This window comes from Mesorhizobium sp. M0028 (genome assembly GCF_040323855.1).
GTDB lineage: Bacteria > Pseudomonadota > Alphaproteobacteria > Rhizobiales > Rhizobiaceae > Mesorhizobium.
This window is the reverse complement of the sequence record NZ_JAMYVG010000027.1, coordinates 60,531-72,022: the sequence shown is the minus strand read 5'-3', so window position 1 is coordinate 72,022 and position 11,492 is coordinate 60,531. Positions and strand designations below refer to the sequence as shown.

The window sequence follows — 11,492 nt, the reverse complement described above, 5'->3', positions numbered from 1 at the left end:
GTCCTGCCGGACATGTCCGGCAGGACAGAGGGGGGTGTCTTGGCACCAGACATTGGCGGCGGGCGCAAGAGCCAATCGATGCGGCCTTCGATCCTGGCAGAACCCGGCAGCAGCCCGGCAATGGCAAGCGCCAGCGTGCTCTTGCCCGAACCGCTCTCGCCGATGATGGCAAAGCGCTCGCCGGCGGGAATGTCGAGGCTGACACTCTTTAGTGCCGTCACCTCGGAGCCATCGCGGCGATAGGTCACCGTCAGATTGCGGATCGAAAGCAGCGCCGTCACGACAGGCCCCTCCTCACCGCCGTCGTCTCGACGACGCCTTCGCCGGCGAGATACACACCTAGCACCGTGAGCACGAGTGCTATTCCCGGAACGATCGACAGGAACGGCGCGGTGCGCAGCACGGCACGGCCTTCGGCGATCATGCCGCCCCAGGTAACGCGGTTGGGGTCGCCGAGGCCGAGAAAGGACAATGCCGCTTCGGTGAGAATCGCCGCGGCGACGATCACCGACGACAATGCCAGTACCGGCGGCAATGCGTTGGGCAGCACCTCGCGAAAGGCGATCTCCAGCGGATGCATGCCGATGACGCGGGCGCCCGCTACAAAATCGCGCTCGCGGATCGACAGCACTTCGGCTCGCGCCACGCGTGCCGGTCCGGTCCAGGCGCCCAGTGCGATCGCCGCGACGACGACGCCGAGCGACGGCCCGACGATGCTGACGAAAGCCAAAGCCAGCAGAAAAGCTGGCACGGTCTGGAAAGCGTCGGTGATGCGCATCAGCACTTCGTCGATAAGGCCGCCGGCAAAGCCGGCCAGCGTGCCGATCACTGCGCCGACGGCAAGGGCGGCGGCGGCGGCCGCCAGGCCGACCGCCAGCGAGGTGCGGGCGCCGTGGAAAAGCTCGGCCAGCATGTCACGGCCGAGGCGGTCGGTGCCTAGTGGTAGCGACCAGTCCTGGAACGGCGGCAGCAATGCCGGCCCGGCAATGGCCTGCGGATCGCCGGGAAAGAACAAAGGTGCGGCAAGCGCCACGGCAAACAGCGCCGCCAGGATGACAATGCCGGCGATCGCTTCCGGCGTCCGGAGAAAACGGCGAAGCGGGTTCACGCGCCGGCCTCATTGGCTCTGACGCGCGGATCGAGGACGGCGTAGGCGATGTCGACGAGAAGGTTGATGATGACGACCAGAACGGCGCTGACGAGAATGATGCCGAGCAGCAACGGCGTGTCGCGTGCCGCCACCGCTTCCTGCGCCAATCGGCCAAGGCCTGGCACCGAAAAGACGCTTTCGATGACGACGCTGCCGCCCAGCATTTGCGCGGACTGCAGGCCAAGCATGGTGACCAGCGGCAACAGCGCGTTGCGGGCGACATGGGCGAGCACGACGCGACGGCGGGAAAGTCCCCTGGCGCGAGCGGCGAGGACAAAATCCTGCCGCCAGACCTCGGCCATGCCGGCGCGCATCATGCGCAGATAGAGCGCGAGATAAATGAAGCCGAGCGCGGAGACCGGCAGGACGAGATGGCGGGCGATGTCGCCAGCGCGATCAAGGCCGGTCCTGGCCGAGGCGATGCTCTCGATGCCGCCGATCGGAAACCAGCGCAGGTCGACGGCAAAGACGATGATCAGCACCAGCCCGAGCCAGAAGCCCGGTATGGCATAGACCGCCAGCGAGCCGATAGACAGGAAGCGATCACGGACGCTGCCGGGTCTGGCGCCGGCATAGATGCCGAGCACCGAGCCGAGTCCGAAGGAGAGCGCAGTGGCGCTGCCCATCAACAGCAGCGTGTTGGGCAGGCGCTCGGTGATGACATCGCGGATCGGCCGCGAAAAGGTGACGGACTGGCCAAGGTCGAGATGCAGCAGCGCCCAAAGGTAATTGGCCAGCCGCGTCAGCTCAGATTGGTCGAGCCCCCAGCGGTGACGCAACAGCTCGATCATGCCGGCGTCGCCGCCGGTCGAGACGATGTAGGCATCGACCGCATCGCCGGGAGCGGCTTCGAGCAACAGGAAGGTGCCGATGACGACAATCAGCAACACGAAGATGCTGCCGACGAGGCGACGGCGAAGGAGGGTGAGGGCGCGGCTCATGGCGGCGCCGGGTGCTTGGCGCAGTGGCAATTAGGAGATGCGGTGTTTCTTCCCACCCCCCTCTGTCCTGCCGGACATCTCCCCCGCAAGGGGGGAGATCGGATGTCATTAGCGATTTCGCCAATCTTCAACGCAGCAGGCAAATAAGCCCACGTTGCGGCCAGCCAATCTCCCCCTTTGCGGGGGAGATGTCCGGCAGGACAGAGGGGGGTGTGAAGGAACTCGGTATTTGACCAAGTTTCCACACGGATTTCGGCGCGAATTTTCATCCGCCAGAATGTGTCACGATTCTAAATAGGTGTCCGCCCAGTTCGACACCGCCCAGCGCGGGGTGTTGGCGATGTTCTTGACCGTATCGCGGGCGACGCTGATGAAACTCCATTCGGCGACGTTGATCAGTGGCAGGTCGGCGGCAACTTTTCTCTGGAACTCCTTGTAGAGTTCGGTGCGGGCGGCGGTGTCAAGCGTCTCCGATGCCTTGGCGATCAGAGCGTCGAGATCGGCGTTCTTGTAGCCGCCCTGGTTGGAGAAAGGCACCCCGTCGGGAATGCCGCTCTGCACCAGGATGGTGGTCGAGATCGCCGGATCGCCGCGGAACACCGGCGGCCCGACCGCAAGGTCGAAGGCGTGGTCGGTGTAAACCGCCTTGATATGCGCGGCAGAGTCGTTGTTGACCAGCTGGGCGTCGATGCCGATGGCGGCGAGCGCCTGACGAAGATAGTCGCCGAACTGCTTGGTCTCGTTGAAATAGGGCGCCGGCAGCAGTTTCAGCGAAAAGCGCTTGCCATCATCGCCTCGGCTGTAGCCGGCCTCGTCGAGCAAGGCGTTGGCCTTGGCGACGTCGAAAGCATAGGTCGGCACGTCGGCGGTGTAGAATTGCGGGTCGTTTTTCGGCACCGGGCCAGTGGCGGTGGCGGCATAGCCGAGAAACACCGTCTTGACGACGAAATCCTTGTCGATAGCGTGAGCGATCGCCTGGCGCACTTTCAGGTCGGCCAGCTCCTTGCGGCGATGGTTGATCTCGACGACCAGTTGGTAAGTCAGCCCTTCGTATCCTTTGGTGATCACCTTGAGGCCGGGCACTTTGGAGATGCGGTCGAGATCGGCCAGGGGCACGGCGGAGAAGGCGGCGAGCTGGATCTCTTCGGCCTCGAGCGCGCTGGCCGCCGACGTGCGGTCCGGCAGCACCTGATAGATGATCTCATCGAGATAGGGCTCGTCCTTGCCCCAATAGTCGGTGTTCTTCTCCAGCCGGTAATATTCGCCGGGCTTGTATTCGGCAAATTTGAACGGTCCGGTGCCGACCGGGGCGTTGTTGGCCGGGTTGTCCTCGATCTTTCCGGTCTCGTAGATGTGCTTGGGCACCACGCTGCTCAGCGCCGGCAAGGCGTTGCGGATCAGCTGGAACGGGGTCGGCTTGGCGAATTTGAACACGGCGGTCGCCTCGTCCGGCGTGTCGACCGCCTCCAGATCCTTGAACACGGTGCGGCCGAGATTCTGCAGCGGTTTCCAGACCTGCAGCGCCGAGAAGGCGACATCGGCTGAGGTGAAGGGCTTCCCGTCATGCCATTTGACGGCCTCGCGCAGTTTGAACGTCACCGACAGGCCGTCGGCGGCGCCTTCCCAGCTGAGCGCCAGCCGTGGCTCGAGCCCGTCCTTGCCGCCGAAGGAGGCCTCGGCCAAGGTTTCCACGATCTTGCTCGAGATGAAGAAGACCCCGTTCGAGGCGACAATCGCCGGATTGAGATTGCGCGGCTCGGAATCAGCGGCGACAACCAGTCGTCCGCCCTTTTTCGGCGTCTGCGCCCAGCCGATCGTCGGCATGGCGGTGGAGGCCAGCAGCAATGCCGAACCCGCAAGTATCGTACGCCTGGAAATGGTGAACTCTGGCATGATCGAACTCCGTCCTCTCCGCGACCCGGCCGGGTGCGCCGTACCCCTCGGACGCTCGTGAGCATCCTGCAAAGCTGATTATGGCCCTTGTCCGGGGTTTCGCCAGAGACGGAATTGGCGCATCCTCACGTGGCTTTGAAATTTCCGTCCGCTGGACCAGTTACAGGGAAGCGGTCCAATGCGCTGATCTGGCCGGACCAGATTAGACCATGCCGGTAGCGGAATGAGCTTTTGGCGCCCGCTCGACCCATTCTGGCTGGACCAGACCGGGCAAAATGATGCAGATTTGAGGGGAGCCAAGGCTCTAAAACCAGAAAGGCCGGCGCCACGTGCGGTCGGTCATGGCACTTCAGGGAGAGAGACAATGAACGTTGCTCCGGGCAAGAATGTCGTCGGCAGCGTGCCGTTCGACCAGGCCAGGGTGGACGGGCTGATGGAGGAAGCCGGCATCGACGTGCTGCTCGCCACCTCCAGGCACAACACGCAATATCTGCTTGGCGGCTACAAGTTCATCTTCTTCGCCGCCATGGATGCGATCGGCCATAGCCGCTATCTGCCTGTCGTCGTCTACGAGAAAGGCGGGCCGGAGCATGCCGCCTATATCGGCAACCGCATGGAGGGCGGCGAGCACCAGAACCATCCGTTCTGGACGCCGACACTGCATGCCGCCTGCTGGGGCACGCTCGATGCCGCCAACCTGGCGGTCGAGCATTTGCGGAAGATCGGCAAGGGCAATGCCCGCATTGGCATCGAGCCCGCCTTCCTGCCGTCCGACGCCTATATGCTGATCCGCAACGCGCTGCCGGACGCCAAGCTGATCGACGCCACGCACATGCTGGAGCGCATGCGAGCAATCAAAACCGAAGCCGAGCTGGAGAAGCTGCGCATTGCTTCGGAGCTGATCACCGATTCCATGCTGGCGACCATCGGCTGGGCACGCGAAGGCACAACCAAGAGCGAGATCATCGAACAGCTCAGGCGCGAGGAGACCAATCGCGGCGCGCATTTCGAATATTGCCTGTTGACGCTAGGCTCCAGTCACAACCGCGCGGCCTCGCCGCAAACGTGGAAGAAGGGCGAGGTGATGTCGATCGATTCCGGCGGCAACTACCACGGCTATATCGGCGACCTTTGCCGCATGGGCGTGCTGGGTGAGCCTGACGCCGAACTCGAGGATCTGCTGGCCGAGATCGAGACGGTGCAGCAGGCGGCCTTCTCCAAGGTAAAGGCGGGCACGCTGGGCGGTGACATGATTTCTCATGCCGAAGGCGTGCTGAAGAAATCCAAGGTTGCGGCCTATACCGATTTCTTCGCGCATGGCATGGGGCTGATCACGCACGAAGCGCCGTTCCTGATGACCAACCATCCGGTGACCTATGAAGGCACCTATGCCGCAAAGCCGCTGGAGAAGAACATGGTGCTTTCGGTCGAGACGACCATGCTCCACCCGACGCGCGGCTTCATCAAGCTGGAGGACACGGTGGCGGTGACCGGCGCCGGTTACATTATGTTCGGCGATCGGGGTAGGGGCTGGAACAGGGGCGGGGCTTAGGCGCCGTCTATCTCAATTCCCACCTGACGGCAGCAGCCTGAAATCCGGCAGGTCGCGCAGTGCCAATTCCGGCCCGGCCGGCGAATAGACGACGAAAAGCTGCATCGGCGCGTCGCCGGTATTGAGCGTCGAATGGAAGCGGCTTTCCGGCACATAGATGGTGCAACCGGGGCCGACCTTCTCGACGACCGGATTGCCCTTCTCGTCTTCGACCATCTGCTCGCCATTGCCTGAGATGACGAAAATGATCTCCTCGGCACCCGGATGGTTATGACGCGTATGGCCCTTGCCCGACGGCAGGTCGACGACACCACCGGAAAAGCGCTTCGCGCCGTTCACTTCGGGAGCGACCGTCAGCGACAGCCTGCCCCAGTCGAAGCCGAAGGCGCTGACGTCTTTTGGGTATACGAACACCTTGCTGTTGTCGGTCATCGTCTCACCCCTTCTTCTACGCAGCGCCGAACGTGACGGCCTTGAAATCCGCCGTTTGCCTGGCGATCGAAGCTTCCGCCGGCAGCCGTTCCATCGAACTCGCGCCGTAGAAACCGTGCAGGCCCTTGCAGCGCTCGAGAATATATTTGGCGTCGTCCGGCATCGAGATCGGCCCGCCATGGCAAAGCAGGATGATATCCTCGCGCACTGAGCGTGCCGCTTCGGCAATGGCGTCGATCTCCTTCACACAGTCGTCCAGCGATTTAGCCGAGGTCGCACCGATCGAACCGCCGGTGGTCACCCCCATATGGGCGACGACGATGTCGGCGCCGGCTTGTGTCATGGCGCGAGCCTCGTCTGGATTGAAGACGTAGGGCGTGGTCAACAGGTCGAGTTTGTGAGCCTCGGCGATCATGTCGACCTCGAGCCCGAAGCCCATGCCGGTTTCTTCAAAACTCTGCCGCATCTGGCCGTCGAACAGGCCGATGGTCGGAAAGTTCTGCACACCGGAAAAGCCCATCGTCTTCAACTCGGCCAAAAGCAGCGGCATGATGACGAAGGGATCGGTGCCGTTGACGCCGGCCAGCACCGGCGTCTTCTTCACTACCGGCAGCACTTCGTAGGCCATCTCCTTGACGATCTCGTTGGCGTTGCCATAGGCGAGCAGGCCGGCGGCCGAGCCGCGCCCGGCCATGCGGTAGCGGCCGGAATTGTAGATGATGATCAGGTCGATGCCGCCAGCTTCCTCTGCCTTGGCCGACAGGCCGGTGCCGGCACCGCCGCCGACGATCGGAACGCCGTCCGCGATCATCTTGCGGAATTTCTCCAGGATTTTCTTGCGCGGTATGGCGGCCATATCTTGGTGTCTCACTGTCTGGCGATGTCGAGGAAGGCCGTTGTGGCGGCCCAGGCGAATTCGGGGTCGTTGATATGCAGCGGCAGGCGCAGAACGCGCCGCGTTTTGGCGGGTTTGATGGTGCGCTCGATCGCCTCGAACAAAGCTGCATCGGCTTCAGGGTCGAAGAAGGCGCCGCCTTCGATGTCGAGCGCCGACACGCCTTTCTCCGGAATGAGGAAACGAACCGGACCCTGGCAGAGGCTCAGCCTTGTACCGATCCATTCGCCGATCATTCTGCTTTCGTCGGCGGTGGTGCGCATCAGTGTGACGTTTGGATTGTGCTCATAGAATAGCCGGCCGCGATAGCGTTCCGGAATTGTTGGCGGCGCCCAGAAATTGACCATGTCGAGCGCGCCGACCGAGCCGACATAAGGCAGCCCGGTGCGGGCGATGGCACCAAAGCGATCGTCCGTCGCCGGCAGCACGCCGCCAAACAGCAAGTCGCAGACTTCGGTCGTGGTGATGTCGATGACGCCGGACAACAAGCCGCTGTCGGCCAATTTTTCCATGGTGCGGCCGCCGGTTCCAGTGGCATGAAATACCATACAGTCATAAGTCGAACGAAGTTCGTCGGCGATGGCGGTCACGCACGGCGTGGTGATGCCGAACATGGTGAGGCCTATCGAGGGTCTGCCGTCGGCCGGCGGCGCCGGCTTTGCCGCCATGCCTGATATCGCCTGGGCGGCATTGTGGAGCACGACACGGGAAAGCCGGTTGAGGCCGGCCATGTCGGTCACCGACGGCATCATGACGATGTCGGAGACGTCGACATAAGGCGCGGTGTCGCCGGAGGCCAAGGTCGAAACCATGATCTTGGGCAGGCCGAGCGGCAGCGTGCGCATGCCTGTGGTGATGATCGAGGTGCCGCCGCCACCGCCGATGCCGATAATCCCGGCAATATCGCTACGCGATTGAACAAATCGGGCAAAGGCGGCAGCCATCGCCGCCACTGCGGTGCCGTGGTCGTCGACGCCGAGCACGGCATTGCGACCCTCTGAATGGTGGCTGGCGACCTCGTCTGCCGAAACATCGACCGGCACGGTCGCGCCGCGTGTTCCGATGTCGACACGGGCAATCGAAGCGCCGGTTGCGGCGACCGCATCGGCCAGAAAAGCGAGTTCCTCGCCCTTGGTGTCGGCGGTGCCCACCACATAGATGCGCTTCATCGCGTTTCCCCGGTCCTGGGCGTGTTCGACGCTGCCGTCCCTTTGCCCGGCCATTCGACGGCGCGAAGGGCCATTGCAATTTTTTGAGACGCGCGTATCGTATTGACATGAATGTCTCACGTCAACAAGCGGCAACGGACGACGATGCCGGCCAGGGGCCGAACCCGCGGGTAGAGCGCGGGGCCCGCGCGCGCACCAGGCGGCTGATGCTGGAGACGGCGACAAAGCTGATGCAGGCGGGCGCCACGCCGTCGGTCAGCGAGGTGGCGGAGGCGGCGGAAGTCTCACGCGCCACCGCCTATCGGTATTTTCCGAGCCAGGCGGCGCTGGTGCAGGCGGTGGTCGATGAGGGGCTCGGACCGATCCTTACCTGGAAATCGAGCTCTGCCGATCCCGAGCGCCGGGTGGCCGAGCTGTTCGAGACCGCCATGCCGCGCATCGAGGCCTTCGAAGCGACGTTCAAGGCGGCGCTGAAACTGTCGCTCGACCAGTGGGCGCAGCGACAGGCAGGCACGTTTGACGGCGAACCGGCGTTCACGCGCGGCCATCGCGTCGATCTTTTGAAAGATGCGATTGCGCCACTCAAAGGCCGGTTGCCGCCGCGCGAATTCAAGCGGCTCGCGCAGGCGCTGTCATTGATCTTCGGTGTTGAGATGCTGATCGTACTGAAGGATATATGGGGATTGGACAGCCGCAGTATGATGTCGGTCGCGCAATGGGCCGCCAGCGCGCTGGTACGCGCAGCTGTGACGGAATCGATGATTGAAGGAGATGGGATCGCACCGATGACAGCCGCTAGATGACGCCAATCTGGTTCGACCAGATTTGCACCCTGCCTACTCATACTATTGGCGATGCAGCGGCCGAGGCAAGGCCCCTATGTATCAAGGAGTAGGAAAATTCAGGGAAAACAGGCAGATATCGCAGAAACCAACTTGTCTGCGTGTCCGCCACCGTCCAAGAAAGGGCTTGACGTTCGTCTGAAATTGGTAATACCAGATCAGGACAAATAAAGCGGATCAAAGGGTGAAGGCTAATATCCGTTTCGGTCGAACGAGGAGGCTCAAAAACCGGAACGGTGCCGTCACGGGAGGACTACCAGGGCCGGCCTCGCCGCCGGCTCGCATGACGCGGTAGAATGCGCACAAGGGAGGAAATCATTATGCGCAAGACAATGACCAGCTTGCTTGCTGGTATCGGCTTAGTGCTAGCCTGCGGAACGTCCGTCTACGCGCAGGAAAAGGAACTTACAATCTTCTGGGCGGAATGGGATCCGGCCAATTACCTGCAGGAACTCGGCAACGAGTACGAGAAGGAAACCGGCGTGAAAATCACGGTGGAAACCACACCGTGGCCCGACTTCCAGACCAAGGCCTTCACCGAGTTCAACGCCCATGGCGATGCCTATGATATGGTCGTCGGCGACTCGCAATGGCTCGGTGCCGGCTCGACTGGTGGCCACTATGTGGACCTGACCGACTTCTTCAACAAGCACAAGGTCGGCGACGTGATGGCACCGGCGACGGTGAAGTACTACGCCGAATATCCGGGCGGCAGCAGCAAGTACTGGGCCATCCCGCTTGAAGGCGACGCTGTCGGCTGGTCCTACCGCAAGGACTGGTTCGAGGATCCGAAGGAAAAGGAAGCCTTCAAGGCCAAGTATGGCTACGATCTCGACGTGCCGAAGGATTTCAAGGCGCTGCGCGACATCGCCGAGTTCTTCTACCGGCCGGACCAGAAAAAATACGGCATCGCCATCTACACCGACAATTCCTATGACGCGATGGCGATGGGCTTCGAAAACGCGCTGTTCTCCTTTGGCGGCGAGCTGGGTGACTATAAGACCTACAAGGTCGATGGCTTCATCAACTCCGACAAGGCGATCGCGGCGCTCGACGCCTACAAGGAACTCTACAAGTTCACGCCTCCGGGCTGGGCCAAGTCGTTCTTCGTCGAGGACAACCAGGCGATCACTGAAAACCTGGCGGCGATGAGCATGAACTACTTCGCGTTCTTCCCCTCGCTGATCAACGAGGCGTCGAACCCGAACGCCAAGAACACCGGCTTCTTCGCCAATCCTCCCGGCCCGAACGGGGACCAGTTCGCCGCACTCGGCGGTCAGGGCATCTCCATCGTTTCCTACTCGCAGAAGCAGGAAGAGGCGACCAAGTTCCTGGAATGGTTCATCAAGGACGAGACCCAGAAGAAATGGGCAGCGCTTGGCGGCTACACCTGCAGTGCCGCCGTGCTCAAGTCGCCCGAATTCCAGAACGCCACGCCCTACAACAAGGCGTTCTACGAGACCATGTTCAAGGTCAAGGACTTCTGGGCGGTTCCGGAATATGCCGAACTGCTGCAGCAGCTCAACCAGCGCATCTACCCCTACATGATCGGCGGCGAAGGCACCGCCAAGGAGACGCTGGACGCACTGGCAGCCGACTGGAACGCGACCTTCAAGAAATACGGCCGCGGCCAATAAGTATGAAGCTTCACGGAGGGGGCGTTCGTGCCTCCTCCGTTTCTTTTTCTGATTCTTGAACCGGGAGCAGGGTCTTGGCGACCACGATGATCACCACGCTGGACAGGTCCTCGCGGGCCGCTGCTCGCGGTCTAAGCGACATTTCGATCCGCAATCTCTTCATCATCCCGACGATCCTGTTTCTGATCGTCTTCAACATCTTCCCGCTGATCTATTCGCTGGGCTATTCGTTCACCGATTTCCGCGCCTCGACCAGCGCGGCGGCGAATTTCGTCGGGCTGCAAAACTATCGCGACCTGCTCAGCGATCCCTATGTCTGGTCCAACTTCGCCATCACCGCAAAATACGTCATCATCTCGGTCGCCGGCCAGCTGCTCGTCGGCTTCGGCGTGGCCATGCTGCTCAACCGCGACATTCCGCTCAAGGGCCTGCTGACGACGCTCCTGTTGTTGCCGATGATGCTGTCTATGGCCGTCGTCGGCCTGTTCTGGAAACTGCTCTACGATCCGTCCTTCGGCATCATCAATTATGCGCTGGGCCTCGGCACCTTCGAATGGCTGTCGGATCCGAAAATGGCGCTCTATGCGGTCGCGCTGACCGATATCTGGATGTGGTCGCCCTTCGTCATGCTGTTGTCGCTGGCCGGCCTGTCGGCCGTGCCCAAGCATCTCTACGAGGCCGCCGCGATCGACAGGGCCGGGCCGTTCTACACCTTCTTCCGCATCACGCTGCCGCTGGTCGCGCCGATCCTGATGATCGCGGTCATCTTCCGCACCATGGAAGCGTTCAAGACCTTCGACCTCGCCTATATCCTGACCAGCCAGCCGACGGCCGAGCTGATCTCGATCCGGCTCTACAAGATGGCGTTCCAGGAATGGCAGACCGGGCGCTCCTGCGCGCTCGCCTACATCGTGCTGATCATGGTGCTAGCGATCACCAACATCTATGTCAAATACCTCAACAAGGTGAAGGAGCGCTGAG

The 11,492-nt window shown here is 62.1% G+C and carries 11 protein-coding genes; 4 read left to right on the top strand and 7 right to left on the bottom strand.

Going from position 1 to position 11,492, the window contains the following annotated elements:
- The 4 genes from NKJ93_RS30355 to NKJ93_RS30340 all read right to left on the bottom strand — a co-directional run.
- Positions 1-281: ATP-binding cassette domain-containing protein (locus NKJ93_RS30355; protein ID WP_352592828.1), on the bottom strand; the 281-nt coding region annotated here is incomplete at its 3' end.
- Positions 278-1,108, bottom strand: coding sequence for an ABC transporter permease (locus NKJ93_RS30350; protein WP_023722306.1), 831 nt, complete (start codon positions 1,106-1,108; stop codon positions 278-280). The genes NKJ93_RS30355 and NKJ93_RS30350, both read right to left, overlap by 4 nt.
- Positions 1,105-2,091, bottom strand: a complete 987-nt coding sequence (locus NKJ93_RS30345) for an ABC transporter permease (RefSeq protein ID WP_352484963.1) — start codon at positions 2,089-2,091, stop codon at positions 1,105-1,107. Before NKJ93_RS30345 ends, NKJ93_RS30350 begins: the two co-directional genes overlap by 4 nt.
- Before the next feature lie 282 nt (positions 2,092-2,373).
- Entirely contained in the window at positions 2,374-3,984 is a 1,611-nt protein-coding gene (locus NKJ93_RS30340) for an ABC transporter substrate-binding protein (RefSeq protein ID WP_352592826.1), read from the bottom strand.
- 364 nt (positions 3,985-4,348) lie between these two features.
- On the opposite strand from NKJ93_RS30340, the gene NKJ93_RS30335 reads away from it, so the two are divergent.
- Positions 4,349-5,536 (top strand): M24 family metallopeptidase, encoded by a 1,188-nt coding sequence (locus NKJ93_RS30335; protein WP_352592823.1) that lies wholly within the window; start codon positions 4,349-4,351, stop codon positions 5,534-5,536.
- Positions 5,537-5,548: 12 nt separating this feature from the next.
- Here NKJ93_RS30335 and NKJ93_RS30330 read toward each other — a convergent pair whose 3' ends face one another.
- From NKJ93_RS30330 to NKJ93_RS30320, 3 genes are read right to left on the bottom strand one after another with little or no spacing between them, the layout of a single operon-like run.
- On the bottom strand, positions 5,549-5,968 hold the full coding sequence (locus tag NKJ93_RS30330; RefSeq protein WP_023722310.1) for a cupin domain-containing protein: 420 nt from the start codon (positions 5,966-5,968) through the stop codon (positions 5,549-5,551).
- Between the two features lie 16 nt (positions 5,969-5,984).
- The gene (locus NKJ93_RS30325; RefSeq protein ID WP_352484966.1) at positions 5,985-6,824 is read right to left on the bottom strand and encodes a phosphoenolpyruvate hydrolase family protein; all 840 of its coding nucleotides are present in this window, start codon (positions 6,822-6,824) and stop codon (positions 5,985-5,987) included.
- Positions 6,825-6,835: 11 nt separating this feature from the next.
- Complete coding sequence (locus NKJ93_RS30320; protein ID WP_352592820.1) at positions 6,836-8,032, bottom strand: Tm-1-like ATP-binding domain-containing protein; 1,197 nt, start codon at positions 8,030-8,032, stop codon at positions 6,836-6,838.
- 107 nt (positions 8,033-8,139) lie between these two features.
- Here NKJ93_RS30320 and NKJ93_RS30315 point away from each other — a divergent pair, with 107 nt between their 5' ends.
- From NKJ93_RS30315 to NKJ93_RS30305, 3 genes are all read left to right on the top strand, one after another.
- The gene (locus NKJ93_RS30315) at positions 8,140-8,835 is read left to right on the top strand and encodes a TetR/AcrR family transcriptional regulator (protein WP_023722313.1); all 696 of its coding nucleotides are present in this window, start codon (positions 8,140-8,142) and stop codon (positions 8,833-8,835) included.
- 359 nt (positions 8,836-9,194) lie between these two features.
- Positions 9,195-10,511, top strand: a complete 1,317-nt coding sequence (locus NKJ93_RS30310; protein ID WP_023722314.1) for an ABC transporter substrate-binding protein — start codon at positions 9,195-9,197, stop codon at positions 10,509-10,511.
- Positions 10,512-10,585: 74 nt separating this feature from the next.
- On the top strand, positions 10,586-11,491 hold the full coding sequence (locus tag NKJ93_RS30305; protein ID WP_023722315.1) for a carbohydrate ABC transporter permease: 906 nt from the start codon (positions 10,586-10,588) through the stop codon (positions 11,489-11,491).
- The last annotated feature ends 1 nt before the right edge of the window (position 11,492 follow it).

Bases quoted from the DNA above. Each gene is read 5' to 3' on its own strand.
- NKJ93_RS30335 (WP_352592823.1), top strand. From the start codon at position 4,349: ATGAACGTTGCTCCGGGCAAGAATGTCGTCGGCAGCGTGCCGTTCGAC.
- NKJ93_RS30330 (WP_023722310.1), bottom strand. From the start codon at position 5,968: ATGACCGACAACAGCAAGGTGTTCGTATACCCAAAAGACGTCAGCGCC.
- NKJ93_RS30310 (WP_023722314.1), top strand. From the start codon at position 9,195: ATGCGCAAGACAATGACCAGCTTGCTTGCTGGTATCGGCTTAGTGCTA.
- NKJ93_RS30345 (WP_352484963.1), bottom strand. From the start codon at position 2,091: ATGAGCCGCGCCCTCACCCTCCTTCGCCGTCGCCTCGTCGGCAGCATC.
- NKJ93_RS30320 (WP_352592820.1), bottom strand. From the start codon at position 8,032: ATGAAGCGCATCTATGTGGTGGGCACCGCCGACACCAAGGGCGAGGAA.
- NKJ93_RS30340 (WP_352592826.1), bottom strand. From the start codon at position 3,984: ATGCCAGAGTTCACCATTTCCAGGCGTACGATACTTGCGGGTTCGGCA.
- NKJ93_RS30325 (WP_352484966.1), bottom strand. From the start codon at position 6,824: ATGGCCGCCATACCGCGCAAGAAAATCCTGGAGAAATTCCGCAAGATG.
- NKJ93_RS30315 (WP_023722313.1), top strand. From the start codon at position 8,140: ATGAATGTCTCACGTCAACAAGCGGCAACGGACGACGATGCCGGCCAG.